This is a genomic window from Streptomyces sp. NRRL S-337 (assembly GCF_000720175.1).
Taxonomy (GTDB): Bacteria; Actinomycetota; Actinomycetes; order Streptomycetales; family Streptomycetaceae; genus Streptomyces; species Streptomyces siderophoricus.
Genome location: NZ_JOIX01000005.1, coordinates 61,631 through 86,173, shown reverse-complemented (window position 1 = coordinate 86,173; position 24,543 = coordinate 61,631). Strand labels below are relative to the sequence as shown.

At 73.0% G+C, this 24,543-nt stretch carries 24 protein-coding genes; 9 read left to right on the top strand and 15 right to left on the bottom strand.

Features of this window, described 5'->3' with window-relative positions:
• Nucleotides 1-87 precede the first annotated feature (87 nt).
• Together IG62_RS0106490 and IG62_RS0106485 are read right to left on the bottom strand one after the other, a co-directional pair.
• Entirely contained in the window at nucleotides 88-561 is a 474-nt protein-coding gene (locus IG62_RS0106490; RefSeq protein ID WP_030798566.1) for an NUDIX domain-containing protein, read from the bottom strand.
• 3 nt (nucleotides 562-564) lie between these two features.
• Complete coding sequence (locus IG62_RS0106485) at nucleotides 565-2,112, bottom strand: ATP-dependent DNA ligase (RefSeq protein WP_030798564.1); 1,548 nt, start codon at nucleotides 2,110-2,112, stop codon at nucleotides 565-567.
• Nucleotides 2,113-2,262: 150 nt separating this feature from the next.
• On the opposite strand from IG62_RS0106485, the gene IG62_RS0106480 reads away from it, so the two are divergent.
• A complete protein-coding gene (locus tag IG62_RS0106480; RefSeq protein WP_030798562.1) occupies nucleotides 2,263-2,829 on the top strand; it encodes a nucleoside deaminase in 567 nt (188 codons plus the stop codon).
• Nucleotides 2,830-2,883: 54 nt separating this feature from the next.
• Here the strand turns inward: IG62_RS0106480 and IG62_RS0106475 are convergent, their stop codons facing one another.
• Nucleotides 2,884-3,861 carry a hypothetical protein gene (locus tag IG62_RS0106475; RefSeq protein WP_030798560.1) on the bottom strand — a complete coding sequence of 326 codons (978 nt, stop codon included), beginning with the start codon at nucleotides 3,859-3,861 and terminating at the stop codon, nucleotides 2,884-2,886.
• Between the two features lie 277 nt (nucleotides 3,862-4,138).
• On the opposite strand from IG62_RS0106475, the gene IG62_RS0106470 reads away from it, so the two are divergent.
• On the top strand, nucleotides 4,139-4,876 hold the full coding sequence (locus IG62_RS0106470; protein WP_030798558.1) for a hypothetical protein: 738 nt from the start codon (nucleotides 4,139-4,141) through the stop codon (nucleotides 4,874-4,876).
• Here the strand turns inward: IG62_RS0106470 and IG62_RS0106465 are convergent.
• A complete protein-coding gene (locus IG62_RS0106465) occupies nucleotides 4,833-5,651 on the bottom strand; it encodes a TIGR01458 family HAD-type hydrolase (protein WP_030798556.1) in 819 nt (272 codons plus the stop codon). The two genes, IG62_RS0106470 and IG62_RS0106465, sit on opposite strands and share 44 nt — an antisense overlap.
• Before the next feature lie 165 nt (nucleotides 5,652-5,816).
• Here IG62_RS0106465 and IG62_RS0106460 point away from each other — a divergent pair, with 165 nt between their 5' ends.
• Nucleotides 5,817-7,172 (top strand): phosphoribosyltransferase family protein, encoded by a 1,356-nt coding sequence (locus tag IG62_RS0106460; protein WP_030798554.1) that lies wholly within the window; start codon nucleotides 5,817-5,819, stop codon nucleotides 7,170-7,172.
• Nucleotides 7,173-7,274: 102 nt separating this feature from the next.
• Here the strand turns inward: IG62_RS0106460 and IG62_RS0106455 are convergent, their stop codons facing one another.
• Complete coding sequence (locus IG62_RS0106455) at nucleotides 7,275-7,598, bottom strand: putative quinol monooxygenase (RefSeq protein ID WP_030798553.1); 324 nt, start codon at nucleotides 7,596-7,598, stop codon at nucleotides 7,275-7,277.
• A 218-nt stretch (nucleotides 7,599-7,816) separates the two neighbouring features.
• On the opposite strand from IG62_RS0106455, the gene IG62_RS0106450 reads away from it, so the two are divergent.
• On the top strand, nucleotides 7,817-9,058 hold the full coding sequence (locus tag IG62_RS0106450; protein WP_030798552.1) for a serine hydrolase domain-containing protein: 1,242 nt from the start codon (nucleotides 7,817-7,819) through the stop codon (nucleotides 9,056-9,058).
• Between the two features lie 107 nt (nucleotides 9,059-9,165).
• On the opposite strand, the gene IG62_RS50040 is transcribed toward IG62_RS0106450, so the two are convergent.
• From IG62_RS50040 to IG62_RS0106435, 4 genes are all read right to left on the bottom strand, one after another.
• Nucleotides 9,166-9,243, bottom strand: a complete 78-nt coding sequence (locus tag IG62_RS50040) for a 50S ribosomal protein bL37 (RefSeq protein WP_373558710.1) — start codon at nucleotides 9,241-9,243, stop codon at nucleotides 9,166-9,168.
• 222 nt (nucleotides 9,244-9,465) lie between these two features.
• A complete protein-coding gene (locus tag IG62_RS0106445; protein WP_030798551.1) occupies nucleotides 9,466-10,674 on the bottom strand; it encodes a 4-hydroxybenzoate 3-monooxygenase in 1,209 nt (402 codons plus the stop codon).
• Nucleotides 10,675-10,752: 78 nt separating this feature from the next.
• Nucleotides 10,753-11,565, bottom strand: a complete 813-nt coding sequence (locus tag IG62_RS0106440) for a glycoside hydrolase family 16 protein (protein WP_158794987.1) — start codon at nucleotides 11,563-11,565, stop codon at nucleotides 10,753-10,755.
• A gap of 277 nt (nucleotides 11,566-11,842) precedes the next feature.
• Nucleotides 11,843-12,604: an SDR family oxidoreductase gene (locus IG62_RS0106435; protein ID WP_030798549.1), complete on the bottom strand. Its 762-nt coding sequence runs from the start codon at nucleotides 12,602-12,604 to the stop codon at nucleotides 11,843-11,845.
• A gap of 147 nt (nucleotides 12,605-12,751) precedes the next feature.
• On the opposite strand from IG62_RS0106435, the gene IG62_RS0106430 reads away from it, so the two are divergent.
• Nucleotides 12,752-13,600 carry a helix-turn-helix transcriptional regulator gene (locus tag IG62_RS0106430; RefSeq protein WP_030798548.1) on the top strand — a complete coding sequence of 283 codons (849 nt, stop codon included), beginning with the start codon at nucleotides 12,752-12,754 and terminating at the stop codon, nucleotides 13,598-13,600.
• An 87-nt stretch (nucleotides 13,601-13,687) separates the two neighbouring features.
• On the opposite strand, the gene IG62_RS0106425 is transcribed toward IG62_RS0106430, so the two are convergent.
• Nucleotides 13,688-14,770 carry an alpha/beta fold hydrolase gene (locus IG62_RS0106425; RefSeq protein WP_030798547.1) on the bottom strand — a complete coding sequence of 361 codons (1,083 nt, stop codon included), beginning with the start codon at nucleotides 14,768-14,770 and terminating at the stop codon, nucleotides 13,688-13,690.
• A 112-nt stretch (nucleotides 14,771-14,882) separates the two neighbouring features.
• Between IG62_RS0106425 and IG62_RS0106420 the strand changes: the two genes are divergently transcribed.
• Nucleotides 14,883-15,629 (top strand): TetR/AcrR family transcriptional regulator C-terminal domain-containing protein, encoded by a 747-nt coding sequence (locus IG62_RS0106420; RefSeq protein WP_051797691.1) that lies wholly within the window; start codon nucleotides 14,883-14,885, stop codon nucleotides 15,627-15,629.
• On the opposite strand, the gene IG62_RS0106415 is transcribed toward IG62_RS0106420, so the two are convergent.
• Complete coding sequence (locus IG62_RS0106415) at nucleotides 15,626-16,624, bottom strand: LysR family transcriptional regulator (protein ID WP_051797690.1); 999 nt, start codon at nucleotides 16,622-16,624, stop codon at nucleotides 15,626-15,628. The two genes, IG62_RS0106420 and IG62_RS0106415, sit on opposite strands and share 4 nt — an antisense overlap.
• Before the next feature lie 151 nt (nucleotides 16,625-16,775).
• On the opposite strand from IG62_RS0106415, the gene IG62_RS0106410 reads away from it, so the two are divergent.
• The 3 genes from IG62_RS0106410 (at nucleotide 16,776) to IG62_RS0106400 (ending at nucleotide 18,559) form a co-directional block, all read left to right on the top strand.
• A complete protein-coding gene (locus IG62_RS0106410) occupies nucleotides 16,776-17,696 on the top strand; it encodes a zinc-binding dehydrogenase (RefSeq protein WP_030798543.1) in 921 nt (306 codons plus the stop codon).
• A gap of 62 nt (nucleotides 17,697-17,758) precedes the next feature.
• On the top strand, nucleotides 17,759-18,196 hold the full coding sequence (locus IG62_RS0106405) for a nuclear transport factor 2 family protein (RefSeq protein WP_030798540.1): 438 nt from the start codon (nucleotides 17,759-17,761) through the stop codon (nucleotides 18,194-18,196).
• A 120-nt stretch (nucleotides 18,197-18,316) separates the two neighbouring features.
• Nucleotides 18,317-18,559, top strand: a complete 243-nt coding sequence (locus IG62_RS0106400; RefSeq protein WP_030798538.1) for an NTP pyrophosphohydrolase — start codon at nucleotides 18,317-18,319, stop codon at nucleotides 18,557-18,559.
• Between the two features lie 24 nt (nucleotides 18,560-18,583).
• On the opposite strand, the gene IG62_RS0106395 is transcribed toward IG62_RS0106400, so the two are convergent.
• The 4 genes from IG62_RS0106395 to IG62_RS0106380 all read right to left on the bottom strand — a co-directional run bounded on the left by IG62_RS0106395 (nucleotide 18,584) and on the right by IG62_RS0106380 (nucleotide 24,425).
• Entirely contained in the window at nucleotides 18,584-19,081 is a 498-nt protein-coding gene (locus IG62_RS0106395) for a hypothetical protein (RefSeq protein WP_030798536.1), read from the bottom strand.
• On the bottom strand, nucleotides 19,078-21,474 hold the full coding sequence (locus tag IG62_RS0106390; RefSeq protein ID WP_051797689.1) for a molybdopterin oxidoreductase family protein: 2,397 nt from the start codon (nucleotides 21,472-21,474) through the stop codon (nucleotides 19,078-19,080). Before IG62_RS0106390 ends, IG62_RS0106395 begins: the two co-directional genes overlap by 4 nt.
• Nucleotides 21,467-23,689 (bottom strand): SpoIIE family protein phosphatase, encoded by a 2,223-nt coding sequence (locus IG62_RS0106385; RefSeq protein WP_051797699.1) that lies wholly within the window; start codon nucleotides 23,687-23,689, stop codon nucleotides 21,467-21,469. The genes IG62_RS0106390 and IG62_RS0106385 overlap by 8 nt, the downstream gene beginning before the upstream one ends.
• A gap of 172 nt (nucleotides 23,690-23,861) precedes the next feature.
• Nucleotides 23,862-24,425 carry a hemerythrin domain-containing protein gene (locus IG62_RS0106380; RefSeq protein ID WP_030798530.1) on the bottom strand — a complete coding sequence of 188 codons (564 nt, stop codon included), beginning with the start codon at nucleotides 24,423-24,425 and terminating at the stop codon, nucleotides 23,862-23,864.
• Nucleotides 24,426-24,543 lie beyond the last annotated feature (118 nt).

The window sequence follows — 24,543 nt, the reverse complement described above, 5'->3', positions numbered from 1 at the left end:
GGTGAAGGCGGGGAGCGCGGGGCGCGGTGCGCGGCGGCCCGGCGGCCGGTTCCGGCCAGGGCGCGGGGCCTCGGCGGACGCCGGAGGTCAGTCGGCGGCCGTGAGCCGCTCGGCGAGGCGTTCCAGGAACACCCGCTGCCCCGTCACCAGCCGCCCGTGTGCCTCGTCCGGGGAGAACCACGCCACCCGGTCGATCTCCGGGAAGCTGCGGACCGTACCGGAGCCGCGCGGCCATTCCATGGTGAAGGTGCCGGGCACGATCCGTTCCGGGTCGAGATCGCCCTCGACGGCCCACACGGTCACCACCTTGCCGCCGGACTGCCGGGTCTCCCCCAGCGGCAGACAGGGGCCGTCGGGCGGCGGCATCCCTAGCTCCTCCTCGAACTCCCGCCGGGCGGCGGCCCACGGCTCCTCGGGCGGCAGATACTCACCCTTGGGCACGGACCAGGCGCCCGCGTCCCGCCGGGCCCACAGCGGGCCGCCCATGTGCGCCAGCAGCACCTCGACGCCGGCCCCGCCACTCCGGTACAGCAGCAACCCGGCGCTGCGCCGCGCCACCACGGCCTACGCCTCCCCGCCGGGATGCGCGGCGAGGACGGTGCCCACCGTGTCCGCCTCCGCGGCCGTCTTGTCGTCCCGGTAGCGCACCACGCGCGCGAACCGCAGCGTCACCCCCGCCGGGTAGCGGGAGGACGTCTGCAGCCCGTCGTAGGCGATCTCCACGACGAGTTCCGGCCGCACGGTCACCACATGCCCGTCGTCGGACACCGCGAGCTCCCGCAGCCGCTCGGTCTGCCAGGCGAGGACGGTGTCGGTGAGCCCCTTGAAGGTCTTGCCGAGCATGACGAACCCGCCGTCCGGGTCGCGGGCGCCCAGGTGGAGGTTGGACAGCATTCCGGTGCGCCGGCCGTGCCCCCACTCCGCCGCGAGCACCACCAGATCGAGGGTGTGCACCGGCTTCACCTTCAGCCAGGCGGCGCCCCGGCGGCCCGCGCTGTACGGGGCGTCGAGCGCCTTGACCATGACGCCCTCGTGGCCGCGGTCGAGGGTCCGGGTCCAGAACTCCTCGGCGGCCGCGCGGGCCGCGGCGTCGGCCGGGTCCTCGACCACACAGCGCCGCACCCGCATCGGCTCCGGCACCAGCCGCGCCAGCTCCGCATGCCGCCGCGCGCCCGGCAGTTCCAGCAGTTCCCGGCCGTCCACCGCCAGGACGTCGAAGAAGACGGCGGAGAGCGGCAGCGCGGCCTGCGCGGCGGCGACATCGACCCGTGACCCGAACCGTCCCGCGACCTGCTGGAACGGCACCGGGCGACCGCTTCGTCCGAGGGCGATCACCTCACCGTCGAGGATGAAGCGGGTGGCCGGCAGCTCCCGGGCGGCGGCGGTCACCTCGGGCAGCCGCCCGGTGACCTCGTCCAGCGTGCGGGTGTAGATCCGTACGTCCGGGCCGTCCCGGTGCACCTGGACGCGGATGCCGTCCAGCTTCTCCTCCACGGCGCAGGCCCCCAGTTTGTCGATGGCCTCGGACAGCGATTTCGCGCTGTGCGCCAGCATCGGCCCGACCGGCCGGCCGACGGTCAGCCGGAAGCGGGTCAGCGCCGCCGGCCCCTCCGCGAGCAGCGCCCGGGCCACGTCCTGCAGCGAGCCCGCGAGCATCACCGCCCGCCGGACGTCCTCGGCGGGCACCTCGGTCGCCGCGGCCAGCCCCTCGACCGCGAGGGCGTCCAGCGCGCCCTGGCGCACCTCGCCGGTGAGCAGCCCGACCAGGAACCGCTGCTCCTCGGCGGTCGCCGCGCCCAGCAGCTCCCGCACCCGCCGGCGCCGCTCCGCCTGCGCCCCGGCCCCGGCGACCCCGGCCAGCCCGGTCAGCGCCGCGTCCGCCTCCCCTACGGTCAGCGTGGCCCGCTCCGCCGCCGGAACCGGCTCGCGCAGCACGCTCCAGCCCACCCCGATCCGCCCCTGGGGCAGCCGCCCGGCCAGATACGGGATGACCACCGGGACGTCCTCCGGCGCCGCGGCCCGGAACAGCCCGGCCAGCAGCGCGATCTTCCGCGACCGCGCGGAGGTCGCGGCCACCTCCCCTGACACCTGCGCGAGATCGGCCAGCAACATAGGGCCATGGTGCCTCCGTACGGCCCGCGGCGCAGGTGGGCCCGCCGTGAAGTAGCCTCACCCACAAGCAATTTCCGCGCCGAACGGGCCGCCGGCTCAGCCGGTTTCCCCGATTCCGCGCGAAGGGCGATGCCGATCGGAGGGTGCGCGATGGACCCGGAGGACCTCATGGCGGAGGCGGCGCGGCTCGCCACCGAATCCGTGGAGAACGGCTGGGGCGGCCCCTTCGGCACGGTGCTCACCCGCGACGGCGAGATCGTCGCCCGCGGCCAGAACCGCGTCCTGCTCACCGGCGACCCCACCGCGCACGCCGAGGTGGAATGCATCCGCGAGGCCGTGCGCCGGCTCAACCCCGAGGCCCCGTCCATTTCCCGGGAGCGCCAGGACGAAAGCACCCTGGCCTACGTACCGCGCCCGGAAGGCTCCTCCGACCCGGTCCCCGCACGCGCCCGTATGCTGCGAGGCTGCTCGATCTACGTCAGCGGCGCACCGTGCCCGATGTGCCTGAGCGCCATCTACTGGGCGCGGCTGGACGCGGTGTATTTCAGCTGCGATCTGGAGGAGACCCGGAAACTGGGGTTCGACGACTCGTTCCAGTACGAGGAATTCGGCAAACCGCTCGACCGGCGCGCGATCACGATGGAGCAGCTCCACCCGGAGCTGGGCGCCCGCGCCTACGACGCCTGGCGGGAACGGGCGGACCGGCACTGGTACTGAGTTCCCGTCCGCCCGTGGACGGTCTGCGTTCCCGTTCACCGGCGGACGGCCTGCTCACTCATACATCACGTACTCGGGTTGCGGCCTGAGCGCCAGCACCTCCTTCGGCGTCATCAGGCGGCCGCCGCCCTGCGCGTCCTCCTCGTAGAAGAGCTTGAAACCGGTGTGCAGCCCGTCCGGCAGGTCGCGCACCAGCCGCTTCCACGTACCGCGTTTGAGCCCCGGCGAGCCGATGCCGTCGGCGCTCTTGATCAGCGCCACGCCCGGCTGCGGCCGCAGCGCGGACTGCTCCCGTACGACGGACGTGGCGACCTGATGGAAGACCAGCGGTTTCTCCGGCAGATCGTGCGCCTCGACCAGTCCCGACAGATAGCGGGCCACCGAGGTCAGCTCATGGCCGTCGGTCCGCCCGTAGGAGTCGCCCGGTATGTCGCCGGGGCCCATCTCCCACTCGGGGTCCAGCGCCACCCCCACGTCCGGGTGGACCAGCCACTCCCGCAGCGCCTTGACCTCGTCGAGCACCGCCGCCCGCCCGGGCTGGACGTTCAGCAGCAGCATCGCCCGCCGGCGGCGTGCCAGCCGGTGGAAGCGGGCGATCGTCGCGGCGGGCGTCCGGGAACGGTAGCTGCCGTCCGGGCCGGGGGTGGAGTTGGCGACCACGGCCAGCAGCTCCAGTACGGGCAGCGGTTCGCGCCCCGCCGCAAAACGGCGGGCCGTCTTCTCGATCTCGTCGGCGCGCTCCGCCGGATCGCCGGTCCCGAGCCGGCCGAGCGCCGCCGCACCGGGCAGACCGCAGAAGCCGACCATCCGGTACCGCGGGAACAACTCCCGGCCACCCCGCGGGAGTTCGGGGCGGGGCCGGTGCGGGCGGTGCGGTGTCCGGGCCGGGGCGGGAGAACCGTGCGGGGCGGACGCGCCGGGCGAGGCGGGCGAGGGCCGGGGAGCGGGCTTGGCGTCCGAGCGGCCGGCGGACGGCGCCTCCCCGCAGCCGGTGAGCAGCGTGAGGCCGGCCGCCGCGGTCGCCGCGAGCACCCCCCGGCGGCCGACGCCCGCTGCCCTCCCCGGCGCTCCCTCCGTTGTCCGCCGTGCTGTCCGGTCCGTTCCGGTTCCTGCCGCGCTGTCCGGCACACTGCCTCCGTCCTTCGGGCGACCCTTTCCGCCCAGTGCGCTTCTCCAGCTGATTCCGCGCAAAACCCGCGCCGCCGCCCTCATTTCGCCGACCCGGCCGGGTCAGGCCATTTCCGGCCCTCGGGCGACCGCACGGGGGCGGAGCAGGCGCGATGCCTCCCCCGGCGCGTAGCGTGAAGACGTGACCAGGCCACGACGCCTCGATGACGCCACCGCCCGCCCGGACGGCGAGCGTCACCTGTGGTACGCCGCCTACGGCTCCAACATGCACCTCGACCGGTTGACGTACTACCTGGCCGGCGGGCGTCCGCCCGGCGGGCTGCGCAGCTATCCCGGCTGCCGGGACCCCAGCCCGCCCGCCCGTACCGAGCCGGTCATGCTGCCCGGCCGGATGTACTTCGCCACCACGTCGCAGGTGTGGACCGGCGGCCGCGCCTTCTACGACCCCGACCACCGCGCCCCGCACCCGCCGCACGGCACCGACGGCCGGGCCGCCGAACTCCCCGCGCGGCTCTACCTCCTGACCGCTCAGCAGTTCTCCGACATCGCCGCCCAGGAGATGTACCGGGAACCGGGCGGGGAACTCGATCTCACGGAGGTGCTGCGTGCGGGAAGGGCGCGCATCGGCCCGGGCCGCTACGAAACGCTGGTGTGTGCCGGGCGGCTGGAGGGCCTGCCGGTGCTGACGTTCACGGCCCCCTGGAGCAGTGATGACGGAGCCGTCGACCTGAACCCACCGTCCGCGGCCTATCTGCGCCACATCGCGGCCGGGATCATCGCCTCCCACGGTTGGAGCGCACGCCGCGCCGCCGGCTATCTGGCCGGCTGCCCGGGCGCCCACGGCCACTGGGCGGCGACGGACATCGCCGCGCTGCTCAGCGGCCCAGCAGCGCCGGCAGATCGGCGAACGAGTCGATGACCCGGTCCGGGGTCCCGTCGGCCGCCTCTACGGCCTCCTGCTGGTACTTGCCGGTCCGCACCAACACGCCGGTGATCCCGCAGCGCTGGGCCGCGAGCACGTCCGACTCGACGTCGTCACCCACCATCAGCGTGTCGGCGGCGGACGTGCCCAGGTGCGCCAGTGCGGCGGCGAAGAACGCCTCGGACGGCTTTCCGGTGACCACGGCATCGACCCGGGCGGCCCGTTCCAGGCCCAGGAGGAAGGCGCCGGTGTCCAGGTCCAGCCCCTGTGCCGTGCGCCAGTACAGATTGCGGTGCATGGCGACGAGCCGGGCACCGGACCGCAGATGCCGGAACGCCGCGTTCAGCGCCGGGTAGCTGAATTCCTCGCCCGCCCCTCCGAAGACCACCACATCCGGCGCCGCCCCGGAGTCCGTCTCCGGTCGGTCCGTCTCCGGTCGCTCCGTCCCCTGCACGATCTCGACGCCTTCCAGGTCGGCCCGGACGTCACCGCTGTTGATCAGCAGACATCGGGCGTCCGGATGGTGTTCTTGCAGGTAGGCGGCGGTGACCGCGGGTGCGGTGAGGATGTCGTCGGCGCTGACGGGGAAGCCCTCCCCGCTCAGTCGCCGGGCGATCTCGGCGCGGGTGCGCGAGGTGGTGTTGGTGACCAGGGCCAGCGGGAGGTCCGCGGCGCGCAGTCGTTCCATGGCCTCGACGGCGCCCGGCAGCGCCTTCCAGGACACCGTGAGCACCCCGTCGATATCGATCAGTACCGCCCGGATGTGTTCCATGTGCACGACGGTAACCACGGTCGGCGGCATCCGGCCGGTGTACGGCCGACGGCGACCGGCCCGACTTGCGCCCGCCCCCCACTTGCGGTTACGTCGGAGACAGGTGTACGGGGTCCGGGACTGGTGTGGACGTGACATCCGTCGCCTGGGCAGGGGGTGCCCATCGTGCTGTTCACCGACCGCGTCGACGCAGGTCAGCGCCTTGCCGAAGCGCTGCGGCAGCTGGCGCAGGAAGACCCCGTGGTGCTGGGCCTGCCGCGGGGCGGGGTCCCGGTGGCCTTCCAGGTGGCGCGGGCGCTGAACGCCCCGCTCGATGTGATCGTGGTCCGCAAACTGGGCGTCCCGTACCAGCGTGAGCTGGGCTTCGGCGCCATCGGTGAGGGCGGCGTGCGGGTGATCAGCGATGACATCGTCCGTCGCGGCCACCTCGGCCAGGCGGACCTGGCGTCCGTCGAGCGCACCGAGGAGGCGGAACTGGTGCGCCAGGCGGAGAAGTTCCGCGCCGGACGCCCCCGGCTGTCCCTCAAGGGACGGACCGCGATCCTGGTGGACGACGGTATCGCGACCGGCTCCACGGCGGCCGCCGCCTGTGAGGTGGTACGGGCGCAGGGCGCGGCCCGGGTGGTGCTGGCCGTGCCGGTGGCGCCTCCGGACGCGGCCGAACGGCTCCGCAGCAGCGCCGATGAATTCGTCTGTCTCTCCACGCCGTTCGGGTTCTCCGCCGTGGGCGAGTGGTATCAGGACTTCTCCCAGACCCCCGACGACGAAGTGGTCTCCCTGCTGGCGCAGGCCGCCGCCCGGCCCGGTACGGGTGCCGGCGCGGCCGCCGACGAGAATCCGGGCGCCGGGGAAGGCGTGGGTTCCGAGGAGGGCGCGGCCCCCGTGGTGGACGTGGACGTCGAGGAGGAAGTGGCCATCGACGCCGCCGGGGTCCGGCTGACCGGCGATCTGAGCTTGCCGGCGGGCGCCAAGGCGGTCGTGATGTTCGCCCACGGCTCGGGCAGCAGCCGGCACAGCCCCCGTAACCGCCTGGTCGCCACCGCCCTCAACCGGGCGGGCCTGGGCACCCTGCTCTTCGACCTGCTCACACCGGCGGAGGAAGCCAACCGGGCGAACGTCTTCGCCGTCGAGACGCTGGCCGAGCGGCTGACCGACGCCACGGAGTGGCTGCGCGGCCGCGTCCCCGTGCCGATCGGCTACTTCGGCGCGAGCACCGGGGCCGCCGCCGCGCTAAGGGCCGCCGCCTCCCCGAGCGCGGACATCGGCGCCGTGGTCTCCCGCGGCGGCCGCCCGGACCTCGCCGGGCCGCTGCTGGCCGGCGTCCGCGCACCGACCCTGCTGATCGTCGGCGGCAACGACCCGCTGGTCCTCGACCTCAACCGCGAGGCGGAATCCGCGCTGCGCTGCGAGACCCGTCTCGACGTCGTCCCCGGCGCCACCCACCTCTTCGAGGAGCACGGCGCCCTGGACCGGGTGTCCGAGCTCGCCCGGGACTGGTTCCTCGACCATCTGGTCGGCTGAGCGGGCCGGTGCCGGTGCCCCCGCTCGTCGTCCGTCTCGTTCGTCTCGTCCGTCTCGTCCGTCTCGTCGGCCTTGTCAGCCTCGTCAGCCTCGTCCGTCTCGTCAGCCGATGGTGAGTTCGCCCATCGCGCTCCAGCCGTGGGCGCCCTCGATGGTGGTGCTCACGATCTCGGGGGTACGGCGCAGCAGCGGGCGCATGGCTTCCAGACCGGCCCGGAAGTGGTCGGAGTTGACGTGCGCCTCGCCGGCGTCGTCCTGGAACGCCTCGACGAGGACGTAGGTGTTCGGGTCCTCCAGGCTGCGTGACCACTCGAACCAGAGGTTGCCGGGTTCGGCACGGGTGGCACTGGTGAAGGCGTGGACGTGCTGCGGCCACTCTTCGGCGTGCTCGGGCTTCACGGGGAACTTGACGACAATGAAGATCATCCGTCGATTCTAGATCACATACTGATGTTTCCTGTTAGCCGGGGTTTTGAGCGTGAGTGTCACGGTATGTGCTGCCGTTCCGTGCCGTGCCACGGCCGTGATCAGCGCCGGAGCAGCACCGGATCAGGGCGTTCTCAGGGCTGTCTCAGGGGCGGATCAGGGGTGGGTCGGGGAAAGCCCTGACGGAATCGCGCCGGATTTTCCTCATGCTGAGTCACATGAGTTCTTCTTCCTTGTCCCGCAGGGCAGTTGTGGGTGCGGCGCTGTCCGGTGCGGCGGTCATGGCGACGCCGGGCCTCGCGCAGGCCGCCGGCCGCGCGCCCGGCCCCCGCCCGCCGCACCGGCCCGTCCCGTCCGTCCCCACCGTCCCGTCCGCCCGGCCCACTCCCCCGGTACCGGTGCCTCCGCTGAACGTTCCGGCGCTGCGGGCCGCCATCGGCGATCTGGAGCATCCGCGGCTGACCGCGGCGCAGGTGCGGGTGAGCGGCTCGGCGGGCCGGTGGTACGGCACCGCGGGCGTCGCCGAGCGGGACACCGGCCGGGCGGTCCGGGCCCGCGACACCTTCCGCATCGGCAGTATCACCAAGGTCTTCGTCGCCACGGTGGTGCTTCAGCTGGCGGCCGAGGGCCGGGTCGCGGTGGAGGCGCCGATCCAGCGCCATCTGCCCGGGCTGCTGCCCGCCGGGTTCCCGCCGATCACGGTGCTGCAGCTGCTGAACCACACCAGCGGGCTCCCCGACGAAGAGGGCACACCGGACCTGTCCACGCCCGAGGCCGTCGCCCGGCACCGCTACGACCGGTGGACACCCCGGCAGCTCGTCGCTCTCCTCCCGCCCGGCCCGATGAAGTTCACGCCCGGCCGGAAACAGGAGTACCGCGGCATCAACTACGTCCTGCTGGCGCTGCTCATCGAGCGGCTGACCGGCCGGCCCTACGGAGAGGTCGTCGCGGACCGCATACTGCGCCCGCTCGGCCTGCACCACACCTGCGTGCCGGGCAACGACCCGCGGATCCACGGCCCGCATGTGCACGGCTATATGAAGATGACGGACGGGTCCCTCCTGGACATCACCGATTTCGACCAGTCGGCCGCCTGGGGCGAGGGCGAGATGATCTCCACCACGGGCGATCTGGACCGTTTCCTCACCGCCCTGTTCTCCGGTGAGCTGCTGCCGTCCCGTGAGCTGGACCGGATGTTCACGCTGCCGCCGGAGGAGGTGCGGATGGTGGACGGCACCCCGGCGCGCTACGCCGCGGGTCTGCAGACGGTCATGGTGAACGGGATCACCTTCTGGGGGAAGACCGGCGAAGGCTTCGGCTACGCCTCGGCCATGGTCGCCACGCGGGACCAACAGCGGCGTGCGGTCCTGTCGTTCAACCCGGTCCGGCGCGATGCCACCCAGGTCCAGGCCACGGTCCGCATAGCCGACGCCCTGACGAAACCGCCGTCCAGGCGCTGACCAGTCGGCGAAGCCCTGCCGTACGAAGGCGTAGCCGGCGCCCGCGGGGTTGACGGGAGTCGTCCCCAGGGGTGCCGGCTATGGGTGAGGACGGTCGTGTCCTCAGTTCAGCACTGGGGCCGCTTGCCGTGGTTGGCTCCGTTCTTGCGGCGTGCCTTCTTCTTGCGACGGCGCTTCGAGGACATGGCGTCTCCCTTCTCCTGGCGGCTCATCGATGGTTTCGCCGAATTTCTACCACTTCGGCGCGGTATTCCGCCCGGCGATCATGAGGCCCGTACCCAGCGTTCCGGGACATCACCCTCCGGCTCCCTGTGAGTCATGCCACCGGACGTGGTCCCGCCGAGTCGTCCCGCCCGGTCCGCCGGACCGGCGGCCTCACAGATCGGCCTTCTCCCGGACCGGCCTTCTCACAGGTCGGCCTCCTCGCCGAGGTACAGACCGGCGAACGCCTCGGCCGCCGCACGGGACCCCAGCAGCCGCCGCAGCCGGGCGGAGGCCGTGCCGGCCCGGAACCGGTCGCCGGACGAGGCGCCGTGCAGCACCTCGGAGAGCCACTGCGAGAACTCCAGGTACTGCCAGACCCGCCGCAGACAGGCGTCCGAGTAGCCGGCCAGGCCGGTGTCGTCGCCGTTGTGGTGCGCGATCAGCGCCTCGGCGAGCAGCAGGGCGTCGTTGATGGCGAGGTTCATGCCCTTGGCGGCGATCGGCGCGACCAGATGTGCGGCGTCGCCCGCCAGGTAGAGCCGGCCGTACGCCATGGGTTCCACGACGTAGTTGTGCATGTCCAGGACGACCTTCTCCCGCAGGGGCCCTTCGGTCAGGGGCGGCGCCCCGGCGGCGGCGAGCCGGGTGTGCAGCTCGTCCCAGACGCGGGCGTGCGGCCAGTCGTCCGCGTCCTCACCGGGCGGGACCTGGAGGTAGTAGCGGGTGACCTGGGGGCTGCGGGCCATATGGGCGCCGAGCCCGCGCTCGTGGATGCCGAAGACCACACCGTCGGCGGACGGCGGGGCCTCGGCGAGCAGGGCGAGCCAGGCGACGCCGTGGTCGTAGCGGGTCAGCACGGTCCGTCCGGCGGGTATCGCCGCCCGCGTCACCCCCCGCGCGCCGTCGCAGCCGGCGATGACGTCGCAGGAGAGGTGGTGCCGCGCGCCGGTCCGAGGATCGGTGTACGACACGGCGGGCCGGTCGCCGTCGATGTCGTGCAGCCGGACGTCGCGCACGCCGAAGCGGGCGTCACCGCCCGCCCGGTCGATGTATGCCGCGGCCAGGTCGGTGACCAACAGCGGCTGGGGGTAGACGAAGTGCCGGCGGCCGGACAGTTCGGCCGTCCGGAAGGTGTGCCGCTGCCCGTCGAAACGGAACTCGAACTCCGCCTGGGTCTCGGCCGTTTCGAGCAGCCGGCCGGCCAGACCGTGCCGGGACAGGGCGCGTACCGCCCACTCCTCCATGAAGCCGGCGCGCGGCCGTTGTTCGATGAACTCCCTGCTCTCCGCCTCCAGTACCACGCAGTCGACGCCGGCCGCGCGGAGCAGATTGGCGACGGTGAGCCCGGCGGGCCCGGCGCCGACGACGACGACCGAGGTGCGGGTGAAGGAGGCGGAGGCAGGCGGGTTCACGTCGTGCGATTCCCTTCGGGCGGGGAGAAAGATCGCACGCAGTATGGCGGTTGGCCGGGACGCCCCTCCCGGCGGGCCTCAGTGCTGCCAGACCCGTACGTAATCGACCTTCATGTCCTTGGGCAGAACGGTCGGTCCGCCGATCGACGACGACACCGTGTGGTCCATGACGAGGTACTGCGGCGAGCTGGTGATGCCCGTCGCGATCCGGCCGACCTTCACGCCGTCGTAGTAGTAAGTGACGCTGCCAGGCTCCCAGTCGGCGGCGAAGGTGTGCCACCCGCTGAGATTGCCGGGTACGCAGCCGCCTGGACCGCCCGAGGGCGAATGGAAGTGGAAGCAGGCCTTTCCGCCGAGGCCCTCCATCGTGTCGTTCTCACCGTCCGTCGGCCAGTTCTGGCCGTTGGACCACAGGGCGGGCCAGTTGGCTATCTGCGTCCCGCCGGAGGGGAGGTACGCGCGCCACTCCACGGCTCCGTAGGTATAGGAGAACCGGCCGTTGCTGCTGACCAGCGCCCCGGTGTTCGGCTTGGTCTGCCCGCCGCAGGTCGACGGCCGTGCGGTGGCCTTCAGGTGCAGGGCTCCGTCGCCGGGCAGCGTGACCTGGCGGGAGTCGTAGCAGGCCTGTTCCTTGCCGTTGATCGGCTTGGTGACCCCGGTGCCGAACCATCCGGGCGTCCAGCTGCGGGACAGCGTCGTCCCGTTGAATTCATCGGCGAATTTCGTCGTCCAGCTGCCGGGGATTCCGGCCGGCCCGGCCGATGCGGGCCGGGGCGCGGTGGCAGCCGAGGGGCGGGCGGTGGTGGACGGCTGGGACGAGGAATTCGCGGCGCCCTCGGCGATCGCCGGGACGGAAACGAGCGCCCCGACGGCAAGTGCCGTCGCGGTCACCTTCAGACGATGCACGGTGCTGCTGCCCCTCTCGAGCAATCCCCCCACGTGTACGGAAACTCGACAAAGAAATGCGGAGATGGAATTTCGGTGATTGCGCTGTGTTTTCGGCGCGAGCCACCGGGTAATCCCGGTCACTTCGCCTCGGCCGGGCGAAGGCAAATACCAGGCATACACGGAAAGAGCGGGAATCCACCAGATTCACCGGCCCGATGTGCGAGGTCTCACACACCGGGCCCCTCCCCCTCCCCGCCCTCTCCCCGCCCCCTTCCCCGGCTCACGCCTGGCGGGTCGGCAGCACGATGGCCTGGCGCAGGTTGACGTGGCGGGCGCGGCTGGTCGTGTAGGCGATCAGGTCCGCGATGTCGTCCGCGGACAGGCCGGTCAGGGCGTCGAACATCCCGTCCAGCTGGCCGGACAGCTCCGCGTTGTCGATGTGGCCGCCCAGCTCGGTGTCGGTGAGGCCCGGCTCGATGTTGGTGACGCGGACGTCGCGCGGGCCCAGCTCCGTGCGCAGGGACTGCGAGAGGTAGGTCAGCGCGGCCTTCGTCGCGCCGTACACCGCGTAATTCGGGAAGGGGATGTGCGCGCCGATCGAGGAGATGTTGACCAGGTCCGCGGTCCGGCCGGACTCCGCCACCGCGATCAGGTCGGCTGTGAAGGCGCGGATGACGCGGAGCGCGCCCGCGACGTTGGTGTCGAGCATGCGCTGCCATTCGTCGGAGCGGCCCTCGGTGATCGGGTTCGGCAGCATCACGCCCGCCGCGTTGACCACCAGGTCGACCTGGCCGTACGCGGCGTGCACCCGTTCCGTCGCCGCCTCCACGGACGCCGGGTCGGTGACGTCGGTGACGACCGCGAGGGCCTGCCCGCCCGCTGCCTCGATCTCCGAGGCCAGTTCCGTCAGCCGCTCGGCCCGGCGGGCGAGCAGCGCCACCCGCACGCCGTGTGAGGCGAGCAGCCGGGCGGTGGCCTCACCCATCCCGCTGGCGGCTCCGGTGACGACGGCGGTACGGCCGGTGAGGGTGTCGTACGACATGGGAACTCCTGGTGAGAGTGGTTGCCGCCGGGCGTCTCCCGGCGATGACCCCACCTTGCTCCGGTCCGCCGCCCTTACCCAGGGTTGCCGTTTTCCTGGGTCTGGCAGTACCAGGAGCGGATCGGCTGCGGCGCCTAGGATCACGTCATGGACATATCCCCGGACCGGGAACTCGGTGACTTCCTGCGCTCGCGGCGCGCCCGTATCCAGCCCGAGGAGGTCGGTCTGCCCGGTCACGGCAGGCGACGGGTGCCGGGCCTGCGGCGTGAGGAGGTCGCCCAGCTCGCGGGCGTCAGCGTCGACTACTACATCCGCCTCGAACAGGGCCGCGGCCCCTCCGTCTCGGATGCCGTGCTCGACGCCGTCGGGCGCGTGCTGCGTCTCGACGACACCGAGCAGGAGTATCTGCGCACGGTGGCCAGGCCCGCCACCCGCCGAAGGGCCGCCGCCGTCTCCGCGCCCCAGAAGATCCGCCCAGGACTGCGCCTCCTCCTGGACAGCATCGACAAGGTCCCCGCGTTCATCCTCGGCCGGCGCATGGACGTGCTCGCCTGGAACGCGCTGGGCGACGCCGTCGTCGGCTTCTCGCAGATGCCGCCCGAGGAACGCAATATGCCGCGCCAGGTCTTCCTCCATCCGCAGGCGCGAGAGGTGTACCCCGACTGGCCGGCGGTGGCCGCGGAGACGGTCGCCTATCTGCGCCTGGACGCGGGCAGCCATCCGCACGACCGGCAACTGGCCACGCTGGTGGGCGAGTTGTCGCTGGGCAGCGAGGACTTCCGTCGGCTGTGGGCGGACCACATGGTCAAGGAGAAGACCGCCGGGGCGAAGCGCATGAGGCATCCCGTGGTGGGTGAACTCACCATGCCGTACGAGACCTTGACCGTATCCGGGGAGCCGGACCAGATGCTGGTGGTCTACACGCCGGAGCCTGGTTCGCAGACCGAGGAACGGCTGCGGCTGCTGGCCAGCTGGGCAGCGACCCCCGCGGTCTGACAGCGGCGGTCCGGCGCCTGCGGCCGGAACCGTGCAGCCGGAACCGTAGGGGCGGGCCTCGCCGGGGCCCGCCCCCGCTCCGCGTGGTCAGGAGGCGATCGGCCGGCCGGTGACCACGGGCCGCACCTTGGTGAGCATCAGGTCCAGGAACTGGTCGGGGTGGCGGAACGACGCGAAGTGGCCGGCGTCGCGTATGAGCGCGAAGTCCTTGACCGGTGCGGTGACGTCGTCGAAGAACCGCCGGGCGGGCTCGGGCGGGGTGAGCACATCTCGGTCGCCCTGGAAGAGGAAGAACGGGATGCGGAACGCGGTCCCCTCGGCCCATTCGTCGATGCCCATGGCCTCGGGCCCGAGCTGCTCGGAGAAGCTCATGCCCGTGAAGTACGTGCGCAGCTCGCGGAGGCTGTGCAGCGGGGAGAACCAGAGCGAGCGGACCACCACGGTCTTCATGGTGTCGTAGGTCAGCGGATCGGACGTGACGACCAACTTGGCGTACTGCGACCACTGTTCGGCGCTCCAGGCGGAGGCGTCGGGTCCCATGGCGGAGACGGCGGCCAGCTCCTTGCGCTTGCCGGCCTCCCGGAGGCGCTCGCACAGGGCGCGGTAGGAGGACCGGTCGCGGCCGCCCGCGACGATGTTCTGGTCGGTGCCGACGTAGCCGGAGAACAGCTCCGGACTGCTGCGGGCCAGGCGGAGCCCGACGAACGTGCCGAAGGAGTTGGCGACCAGCAGGACCTTGCCGGCGCCGAGCCGGGCCCGGACGTGCTCGGTCAGCTCCAGGGCGTCGCTCTGCAGCCGCGCCAGGCTCATCTCGCCCTGCCCGGCCGGACCGCCGCGGCCGAAGGTCTTGGCGGCGCCGCGCATGTCCCACCGCACGATCGTGAAGTGCTTCTCCCATGCGCGGGTGCGTGGGGCGAAGATCAGGTTCGACGCGCCGGGGCCGCCGTGCAGCTCCAGGACGACCGGATTGCGGCGGTCCTCGCCGCGGACGGAGACGTACTGGTCGATGCCGCCGATCCGGACGAAGCCGGCCTCGTCGATCCCGCCGGGCGCGGTGATGCGCAGCCGCCGGGCCAGGGCGGCGCGCTTGACCTGGCGGTATCCCAGCAGACCCGCCGCCGGCGCGGCAACAACGGCGGCAGCAGAAGCCCCAAGGACGGTTCCCAGCATGATGAGTGTTCCCCCTAAACTGTTTACGTCATCAGCAGTGAGCTTTACGGTATATACAGTTGGAGCGGACGTCAACCGGCTTCCGTCGACTGCGAGGAGAAGGAGGGCCACCGTGGCCAGGACCACCAAGGCCAAGGAGGCGCGGGACGTGCGCGCGAGCCTCGCGCTGCTGTGGGGCGAGCAGGACCGGCCCACCCGGGGGCCCAAGCCCAGCCTCACCCCCCACCGCATAGCGGAGGCCGCCGTGGCGCTGGCCGACGCCGAGGGCCTGGAAGCCGTCTCCATGAACAAGGTCGCCGGCGCGTTCGACGTCTCGGCGATGGCGCTGTATCGCTACGTCCCCGGCAAGGCCGAGCTGGTCGAGCTGATGATCGAGGCCGTGCTCGCGGAGCGGCCCGACCTCTCGGTGGCGGGAGACGGCTGGCGGCCGCAGCTGACCGAGTGGGCCCGCCGGTCCTGGGCCGTATACCAGGCCCACCCCTGGCTCCTCGCGGCCACCGCGATGCGCCGCCAGGCCATGGGTCCCCGTCAACTGGGCTGGCTGGACGCCGCGTTGGCGGCCCTGGAACCGACCGGTCTGACCGCGGCGCAGCGGCACCAGGTCTTCCTGCTCGTCGTCGGGCTGATCCGCAACCTCGCCCAGCAGTTGGTCGACTTCGACGCGGAGCAGGACCAGGAGTGGAACCGCCTCACCGGCGAGCTCCTCGACCGGCACTCCGACCGCTTCCCCGCCCTGACCAAGGCCGTCGCCGCCGGCGCCTTCGCCCCCACCGCCGAGGACCCGCTCGTCTTCGGCCTGGACCGCATCCTCGACGGGGTGCAGACCCTGATCGACCGCGAGGGCCCGCGCGGCGGCTAGGAGTGTCTTCCCCCGGCCCTGACGCCCCCTGGCCCACGGCGTTCCTGGTCCACGGCGAGTTTCGCGTGGTCGGTGTCGGGGAGCCAGTCGCGCCGGGGGGTGTAGTCCAGCCAGCGGCGGGAGCGGCCGGTTTCGGTGAAGCCGCGGAGCAGGGTGTCGAGCAGCGGGTGGCGGGCGGACTCGCGCCAGGCCAGCGACCAGGCGTACAGCGGGACCGGCTCGACGAGCGGGATCGCGCGCAGGCCCGCGTGGTCGGGGAGCGGGGCGTCGGCGGGGAAGAGGGTGAAGCAGGCGGTGTCGCCGCGGAGGTGCTGGACGAGGTGGTCCAGGCCGAGGTTGGGGCCGTCCTGCCGCCGGGTGATGCCGAAGGCGTCGGCGAAGCGGCGGAGGAAGTCCAGCCGGGTCAGTTCGGCCGGGCACCACAGCGTGCACTCGCGCAGGTCGGCCGGGCGCAGCGCGTCCGCGCCGGCCAGCGGATGCTCGGGGCCGACCACCGCGTCGACCGGTTCCAGCCGCACCAGCCGCTGGGTGAGCCCGACGTCGCGGCCACCGGGCAGCGGGTGCACCCGGCCGAAGCCCAGGTCGGTCCCGCCATGCAGCAGGGCCTGCGCGACCGAGGGCCAGTCGCGTCCCGGGCCGGGCTCCAGCCGCACCGGCCCGAGCGCCTGCACGGCCTGGGCGACGGTGCGCATCGGCGCGTAGAGATGGCCCCAGGTGTCGATCCGTACGGCCGGGCCGGACCCGCTCACCGCCGCGATCGCGCGCTCGCCCGCCGCCAGCGCCTCGTGCGCGGCCGGCAGGAACCGCTCGCCCGCCTCGGTCAGCCGGATGCCCCCTTTGCGCACGAAGAGCCGCACGGCCAGCAGTTCCTCCAGCCGTGCGATGCGCTTGGACAGGGCCTGCTGACTGGTCCTCAGCTCCTCGGCGGCCCTCCCGAAGTGCAGCGTCCCGGCGGTCGTGGTGAACGCGCGGACCAGGGCGAGGTCGAGATCCATGCCGCTGACCTTATGCGACAACTGCGCGTTGTCGGCCGGGTGGTCCGGTTGTTGGCCGGGCCGGCCCGCCGCCCGGTCAGATGGTCCCAACGCCGCACGAGGCGCCGCACCGGGGACGGCCCCCGGAGGCCACCGAGGAGGACCGACCACGATGAAAGCCCTGATACCGACCGGGGATCCCGCCGAGCCGGTCGTGCTCGCCGACGTCCCCGAGCCGACCCCGCGCCCCCATGAGGCGCTGGTCAAGGTCGAGGCGTTCTCGGTGAACCGGGGCGAGACGTTCAAGCTGGAGCGGCCGGTCCCCGGCGAGCGCCCCGGGAAGGACGTCGCGGGGCTGGTGGTGCAGCCGGCCGCCGACGGAAGCGGACCGTCCGGGATCACCCGGGTCGTCGGCCACCCCATGGCGGGCGGCTGGGCCGAGTACGTGGCGGTGCCCACCGACGCGCTCGCGGTACTGCCGGACGGGGTCCCGGTGCTCCAGGGCGCGGCGCTGCCGCTGGCCGGTCTCACCGCCTTGCGGCTGCTGCGCGCCGCCGGTCCCGTGGTGGGCCGGCGGGTCCTGCTGACCGGTGCGTCCGGCGGTGTGGGCCACTACGTGACCGAGCTCGCGGCCGCGGCGGGGGCGCAGGTCACCGCCGTGACGAGGGACGCCGAACGCGGCGCCCGGCTGGCCGGACTCGGCGCCGCGGAGATCGTCCACGAGGTCGCCGACGCGAGCGGTCCGTTCGACCTGGTGCTGGAGTCGACCGGCGGCCAGGCCCTTCCGCTCGCCCTGGCGCGGCTGGCCCGGCGCGGCACGCTCATCTGGTTCGGCCAGGCCAGCCGCACCCCTGCCACGCTCGACTTCTTCGACTTCTTCCGCGGCCCCGAATCGGCCGTGCTCCGGCACTTCCACTACCTCGACGCGGACACCCGCCTCGACGACGACCTGGCGGCACTGGTCCGGCTGACCGACGAGGGCCGGCTGCACCCGGAGATCGGCCGCGTCGCGGACTGGGCCGACACCGCGGCCACCCTCACCGACCTGCGCGACCGCCGCATCCGCGGCAAGGCCGTCCTCACCCTGTCCTGAACCCCTCCCCCCGGGCCGGAAAACACCGGCCCGCGAACGCAACCCGAACAAGGAGCACGCTCATGAGCACCCTCACCGACCCCCGGTCCGTCGTCATCCGCTACGTCGAGGCCGTGCGCGACGGCGACGCGGACGTCATCCGCGACAGCTTCGCCGCGGACGCCACCTGGCACTACCCGGGCGACCTGCCGGTCTCCCGGGTGTGGCAGGGCCGCGACGCGATCGTCGATGACTTCCTCGGCGGCATGGGGCCCGCCTTCGTCCCCGGCACCATGGACATCGCGCTGGTCAGCACCGTGGCCGAGGGCGACCGGGTGGTCGCCGAATGGACCGCGAAGGCCACGACCGTGCACGGCGACCGGTACGACAACCGCTGCCTCGGCATCTACACCGTCCGCGACGGCCGGATCACCTCGGTCATCGAGTACGCCGACACCCACCATGTGGCCCGCACCCTCTTCCCGGACCACGCCAACTCCCGCCCCACCGGCGGCGCGTGAGCCGAGCCCACCGACCGGAGGAACGCCGGGCGGACAGGTTGACGTCCGCCGCGGCGGCCCCGGGCCGGCCGCTACGCTCAGCCGGCATGAGCGACGACATTCCGGGCCGCCGGGCGGTCCATGGTGGCCGCGTCCTGGAAGCCGCTCGGCTCGTACGCGGTGTCGCTCGGTTCGGCGGCCCGGGTGCACCTCTTCGAGGCGGGCGGCCTGAGCTCCGGGGTGCGGGAGCGCGACGGGGGCGCGGCCGCGGACCGCAAGCTGTCGTGGTGGTTCATGGACACGGCGATCGAGGCGGCGGCGGAGGGCCGGTTCCTGCTGCCCGTGGGGCCGTTGGCCCTGTTCCTGGCCGGCCGGGCCGCGTAAGGGGCGGGCGCCGCGCCGCCTCGCTCAGTCGGTAGCCACCAGGATCTGGGGCGCGGCTTCCTTGATGCGGGTGGTGATCCAGGTGGCCTGGGTGCGGGTCTGCTGCTGGAGCGGGCCGAGGGCGGTCAGCAGGTCCTGGTCGCGGAGGGCCCGGGCGGCCTGGCCGAGCATGATCCAGTTGATGTAGGTGGCCTCGGCCTTGACGTACAGCCGGCGCAGATCGCGGAGCAGGAGGAGGCCGGACTCGGTCCGGCGGCCGAGGAGTTCGGAGCCTTCGTGGCGCAGGGCGTCCCTGGCCGCGGTCAGCAGGTCGGAGTGGACCGGCGGGTGGAGGGCGGCCCCGTAACGCCCGCCCCAGCCGCGGATCTGCTCGGCGTGTGCGTCGCACTGGGCGGCGAGGGTGTGGCACGGGTAGTAGGTGCCGTGGTCGGCGGCGTGGCGCTCGGCCACGGCGTGGCAGGCGGCCGCCAACTCGGTTTCGGAGGCGTGGAGTTCCTTCAGCAGGAGGCCGGTCTTGCTCATGGCCGCTCCTTCGGGGGCTGCGGCGGGGCCACGGCGCTCAGGCCGGGTTCGCTGATGACGACGGGCCGGCCGCCGGCCGCCGCATCGGCGACCTTGACGATGCGGACCGCGGTGACCTTGTAGACCGGCTGTTTGGAGACCGGGTCCCATTCGGTGCGGGTGAGTTCGTTGGCGGCCCGGTTGTGGCGGTCGGGGTCGGCCTGGTCGAAGTAGCCGTAGTGGAACGGGGCGAAGACCACGCCGGGTCGGGGTCCGCGCAGTACGGCGGGGGCCACGAGGTCGCCGCGGCGGGAGGCGACGCGTACCAGGTCGCCCTCGGCGATGCCGGCGCGTGCGGCGTCCTCGGGGTGCAGTTCGACCCACATCTCGGGCGCGGCGTCCTGGAGTTGCGGGCTGCGCGCCGTCTTGGTGCGGGTGTGCCAGTGGTGGACGATGCGGCCGGTGGTGAGCTGCAGGGGGTAGCGCTCGTCGACCGGTTCGTGCGGCGGCAGGTAGTGCGCCGCCTTGAGCACGGCCCGGCCGTCGGGGTCGTGGGCCCGGTAGGTGTCGGCGTCCTTCTGGGCGCCGGTGGTCAGATCGTGGCCGTAGTCCTCGCAGCGGTCGGCCGCGGTGGGGAAGACGTGGTCGGTGTAGAGGCGTTCGGTGCCGTCGGGTGCCCGGTCGGTGCACGGCCACTGGATGCCGCCGGCGTTGCGCAACGCGTCGTAGGTGAGGGCCGACTGGTCGCAGGGGCGGCCCTGGGTGAGGGCGATGAAGTCGTGCCAGGCCTCCTCGGGGCGGCTCCACGGGAGCAGGCGGCGGCCGTCCCGGTCGGTGAGGTCCATGCGCCGGGCGTAGTCCAGCAGGACGTCGAAGTCGCTGCGGGCCTCACCGGGCGGGTCGACGGCCCGCTCGGACAGGTGCACGGTCCGGTCGGCGTTGGTGAAGCAGCCGGTCTTCTCGCCCCACATCGCGGCCGGCAGGACGACGTCGGCCAGGGCGGTGGTCTCGGTGGGGAAGGCGTCGGAGACCACGAGGAACAGCCGGTCGGAGCCGTAGATGGCGCGGATGCGGTGGAGTTCGGGGAGGGAGACGGCCGGGTTGGTGCCGGTGACCCACAGGAACCTGATCGAGCCGTTCTCGCAGTGCCGGAAGATCTCCATGGCGTGGGTGGGCGGTGACCAGTGCGGGATCTGCAGGGCGTCGACGTTCCAGGCATCGGCGAGCCGCTGTACGTGCGCGTCGTTCTGCCAGTTGAGGTACGCCGGCAGGGTGCCGTCGGCGCCGGTCTCGCGGGTGTTCTCGGCGGTGGGCTGGCCGTTCATCTGGAAGACGGTGCAGCCGGGGCGGCCGATCATGCCGCGCACCAGGTTGATGTTGTTGACCTGGACGGCCGCGGCGGTGGCCTGGTGGGACTGGTAGACGCCCTGCAGCACGGTGGAAACCAGCCGCTGTCCGGTGCCGATGATCCGGGCGGCCGCGCGGATGTCGTCGGCCGGTACGCCGCAGATGTCGGCAGCCTTCTCCGCGGGGTACTGCGCGGTCACCTCCGCCAGGTCCGGGAAGCCGACGGTGTGCGCGTCGAGGAAGTGCCGGTCGATCCGGTCGTTGTCGATCAGCTCGTGGAGCAGGGCGTTGAGCAGGGCGACGTTGGTGCCCGGCCGGAGGGCCAGGTGGACGTCGGCCTCGCGCGCGGTGGGCGTCGCCCGCGGGTCGATCACGACCAGCCGGGGGCGGTCCGGGCCGTGCAGCCGGTCCAGCATCCGCGACCACAGCACGGTCTGGGTCTCCGCGACGTTGTGGCCGACCAGCAGCAGGGTGTCGCAGACGTCGATGTCGGTGTACGAGCCGGGGACGCCGTCGCTGCCGAAGCTCTCGATCAGCGCCCATTCCGCCGTGGCGGTGCACAGCCGGGTGTTGCCGTCCAGGTGCGGGGTGCCGATACCGGCGCGGGCGATCAGCGCCTGGGCGTAGTACTCCTCGGCGAACAGCTGGCCGCTGGTGTAGAAGGCCATGGCCAGCGGCCCGTGCTCGGCGAGCACCGCCTTCGACCGGTCGGTCACCGCACGCATCGCGGTCTCCCAGTCCGCCGGCCGGAGGGCGCCGCCGGTCCGGACCAGCGGCCGGGTGAGCCGGTCGCCGGAGTGGTTGGCCTGCCAGCCGTAGAGGCCCTTCGGTCCCAGCCGGCCGTGGTTGACCCGGTCGTCCTCCCGGCCGCGTACGCCGACCATGCGTCCGCCGGCGACCGCGATGTCCAGTCCGCAGCCGTTCGAGCACAGCACGCAGGCGGACGGCACCCAGCGCTCGACCTCGTCGTCCGGCACGGTCAGGTACCGGTCCCCGCGGGACGGCCATCGGTCGCCCGCGCCGAACGGGGTCCGTGCCCCCCACACATCGGTGGTCCGGTCAGCCATCGGAGCAGTCCCTTCCAGGTGTGTCACGTCCGGTGCCGGGGGCGGTGCCGTCGTCGTCGGCCTGTGCGCCGATGAGGAGGAGCGCGATGTCGTCGCCCCGCGGTGAGGTGAGGCCGGTGCGGCGGAGGAGGTCGTCGGCGAGGGTCTCCATGGGCGGGGGCCCGGAGCGGGCGAGGTGGCCGGCGAGGCCGGCGATCTCCTCCTCGATGTCGCCGCCGGGCGTTTCGACGAGGCCGTCCGTGTAGAGGGCGAGCACGCTGCCGGGCCGGAGGGTGATCTCGGTCGTCGGGTAGTCGGCGTCGGGGTCGATGCCGAGCAGCAGGCCGGGCGGCAGGGTGAGGATCTCGGTGTACCCGTCCGGGTGGCGCAGCAATGGGGGCGGATGGCCGGCGCTGGCCATCTTGGCGCGGTGCTCGGCGAGGTCGAGGTGGACGTAGAGGCAGCTGGTCAGCAGTCCGGCGTCCAGGTCGGTGAGCAGGCGGTTGGTGCGGGCGAGGACCTCGCCCGGAGGTGCGCCGGCGGTGGCGTGGACGGCGGTGCGGACCTGGCCCATGAGGGCGGCGGCGTTGACGTTGTGGCCCTGGACGTCGCCGATGGCCGCGGCGGCGGTGCGGTCCCCGAGGTGGATCAGGTCGTAGAAGTCGCCGCCGATGTCGGTGACCCGGCCGGCCGGGAGGTAGCGGGCGGCCACGTCCAGGCCGGGGATCCGGGGCAGGCGGGTGGGCAGCAGTCCGGCCTGCAGGCTGCGGGCGAGCCGGTGTTTGGTGTCGTAGAGCAGGGCGCGGTCCAGGGCCTGGGCGACCAGCCCGGCGAGGGAGGTCAGCATGGCGCGCTCCTGCGGGGCCCAGGGGAACGACCGGTCGTAGGCGAGGACGAGGGAGCCGACGGGTGCGCCGGAGGCGATCAGGGGCAGGAAGGCCCAGGCGGCCATGTCGTCCTGCAGGACGGCCTCGGGGTAGGCCCGTCTGAGGTCCTCGAAGGTGGCGAAGAAGCTGGGTACGCCGCTGCTCAGGACGCGGACGACCGGGGTGTCGGCGGTCAGCGGCAGGCCCTCGAAGCGGTCCAGGACGTCGGCGGTGAAGCCGCGGTGGCCGACGATACGCAGCCGTCCCTCGGCGGCGGTCGTCAGGGCGAGGGCGTGCACGCCGAAGGCGGGCATGATCTGGTTGGCGACCCGTTCGGTCACGTCCTGCACATCGACCGCTTCGGTCAGTGCGGCGGCCAGGTGCAGCAGGTGGTAGAGCACGTCCGTCCGGCTCGGCCCGGCGGGCCCGGCCGGCCGGGCCGGGCCCGGGCCGTCCGCGGGACGGTCCGCGGCGGTGGCCCGGTCCGCGGGCCCGTCCGTGATCCGGTCCGTCGGCCGGTCCGTCGGCCGGTCCGTCGGCCGGTCCGTGGGTGCCGGGGCGATCAGGACGCTGAGGCCGCCGGCGTCCGGGTGGAGGCGGAAGGACAGCCAGCGGTCCGGCGGGCGCAGCGCGGTGAAGGACACCGGTTGCCGGCTGATGACCGCGGCCCGGTAGTGGTCCTCGAAGACCGGGTCGCGCAGCCAGGGCAGCGCCTCCCACGGCAGCGCGCCGCGCAGCTCGCCGACGGTGGCGCCGACGAGCTCCGCGGCGGTGGTGGTGAGGAAGGTGATCCGGCCGTCGAGGTCCAGCGCGCAAGCGCCCTCGGGCAGCCGCTCGGCGAAATCGAAGGCGGCCAGCGCCTCGGCCGCACCGGGCGCGCGGGTCCGCAGCGCCGGGATGATCCGCGGCTCCGGGCCCGGCAGGACCGGGTGGCCGGTGTCGGCGGCGTGTTGCAGCAGCAGTCCCAGGTGGTGGCAGCAGGCGCGGAGGCTGTCGTGCTCGCGCGGGGAGAGGTCCGGCGGGTGCGAGCCGGGCCAGAGCAGCGCCAGGCCGCCCCAGTCGGTCCCGTCGGCGGTGATCGGCGCGGTGGCCAGCGCGAAGGCGTACGGCAGGGCCAGGGCGGCCCGGGGGTACCGGCGGGCCATCTCCTCGTGTCCGGCGACCCAGACCAGGCGCCGCTCGCGGACCGCGTCCGTGACCGGGACCGATCCGGCCAGCCGCATCCGTTCCCAGGGGGCGACGATCCGCCGGGAGATGCCCGTCATGACGGTCAGGTGCAGCCGGCTGTCGCCCGGGGGCAGCAGGAACACCAGGCCGGCGGAGGCCCCCGATTCCTGGACGGCCTGGACCAGGGGGGCGTCCAGCAGCATGTCGGAGCCCCCGGCGGCGACGGACCCGAAGATGTCCGTCACCGCGTCAGCCTCCCCGGCCGGTTGCCGCATCTGCCGCACCGCGCATGGACCATATCGGGACGATACGCCCGCGATCGGGCGTGCGTCTGCGCCCGGCCGGGCGTGCTGCCGTCGCCGCTCCGCAGCGCCGCTACGCGGACTTCCCACGGCCGGTGATGAAGTCCCTGGCCCGGTCCACCAGCCCGGCCCCCGGCGCGAGCAGCTTGTTCGCCGGCGGGGTGTCGGGCGCGGAAGGGTGCGGGCGGGTGGGGGCCATCTTCTTCGCGGTACGGATCTTGTCGCCGAGGGTGTCCAGGGCGTCGGCGGAGCAGACCGCGCGCAGCTGGGGGAAGAGGTTGGCCTCCTCGTCCTGGACGTGGCTGGTGACCGAGTCCTTCAGGAGCATGAAGAGCTGGTCCAGCTGCGGGTCGTCGGCCGCACAGCCTTCGAGCTTCTTGAGGATCTTCTCGACCTCGGCGTGGTCCTTGAGCTCCTTGTCGGCCATCGGGCCGCCGTTCGCCACGTGCTCGCGGACCGCCGGATACAGGTACTGCTCCTCGGCGACGGAGTGCCGTACCAGCTCGATGGTGACCTGGTCGATGAGTTTCTTGCGGTCCTTGTGGCCGCTGGGCATGGCCTCGATCCGGCGGAAGAGGTCTTCGACCTCGCGGTGGTCGGTGGTCAGCTCGTCGATGATGTTGCCGCCGTGTGCCATGAGTGCCTCCTGAAACGGTGGGCCGTGCCGCCCGCGCACCGTGCTGCGGGCCTCACCACGGATTCCCGGGCACGGCGCTTCCTAACGGGGAGAGGGGCGTCTTGGCCCTGGTTGGCGC

Coding starts and splice junctions, on each gene's coding strand:
- IG62_RS0106480 (WP_030798562.1), top strand. CDS start 2,263: ATGGACCCGGAGGACCTCATGGCGGAGGCGGCGCGGCTCGCCACCGAA.
- IG62_RS0106395 (WP_030798536.1), bottom strand. CDS start 19,081: ATGAGCAAGACCGGCCTCCTGCTGAAGGAACTCCACGCCTCCGAAACC.
- IG62_RS0106390 (WP_051797689.1), bottom strand. CDS start 21,474: ATGGCTGACCGGACCACCGATGTGTGGGGGGCACGGACCCCGTTCGGC.
- IG62_RS0106415 (WP_051797690.1), bottom strand. CDS start 16,624: ATGGATCTCGACCTCGCCCTGGTCCGCGCGTTCACCACGACCGCCGGG.
- IG62_RS0106425 (WP_030798547.1), bottom strand. CDS start 14,770: ATGCTGGGAACCGTCCTTGGGGCTTCTGCTGCCGCCGTTGTTGCCGCG.
- IG62_RS0106450 (WP_030798552.1), top strand. CDS start 7,817: ATGAGTTCTTCTTCCTTGTCCCGCAGGGCAGTTGTGGGTGCGGCGCTG.
- IG62_RS0106430 (WP_030798548.1), top strand. CDS start 12,752: ATGGACATATCCCCGGACCGGGAACTCGGTGACTTCCTGCGCTCGCGG.
- IG62_RS0106455 (WP_030798553.1), bottom strand. CDS start 7,598: ATGATCTTCATTGTCGTCAAGTTCCCCGTGAAGCCCGAGCACGCCGAA.
- IG62_RS0106405 (WP_030798540.1), top strand. CDS start 17,759: ATGAGCACCCTCACCGACCCCCGGTCCGTCGTCATCCGCTACGTCGAG.
- IG62_RS0106380 (WP_030798530.1), bottom strand. CDS start 24,425: ATGGCACACGGCGGCAACATCATCGACGAGCTGACCACCGACCACCGC.
- IG62_RS0106385 (WP_051797699.1), bottom strand. CDS start 23,689: ATGCTGCTGGACGCCCCCCTGGTCCAGGCCGTCCAGGAATCGGGGGCC.
- IG62_RS0106410 (WP_030798543.1), top strand. CDS start 16,776: ATGAAAGCCCTGATACCGACCGGGGATCCCGCCGAGCCGGTCGTGCTC.
- IG62_RS50040 (WP_373558710.1), bottom strand. CDS start 9,243: ATGTCCTCGAAGCGCCGTCGCAAGAAGAAGGCACGCCGCAAGAACGGA.
- IG62_RS0106435 (WP_030798549.1), bottom strand. CDS start 12,604: ATGTCGTACGACACCCTCACCGGCCGTACCGCCGTCGTCACCGGAGCC.
- IG62_RS0106400 (WP_030798538.1), top strand. CDS start 18,317: ATGGTGGCCGCGTCCTGGAAGCCGCTCGGCTCGTACGCGGTGTCGCTC.
- IG62_RS0106485 (WP_030798564.1), bottom strand. CDS start 2,112: ATGTTGCTGGCCGATCTCGCGCAGGTGTCAGGGGAGGTGGCCGCGACC.
- IG62_RS0106465 (WP_030798556.1), bottom strand. CDS start 5,651: ATGGAACACATCCGGGCGGTACTGATCGATATCGACGGGGTGCTCACG.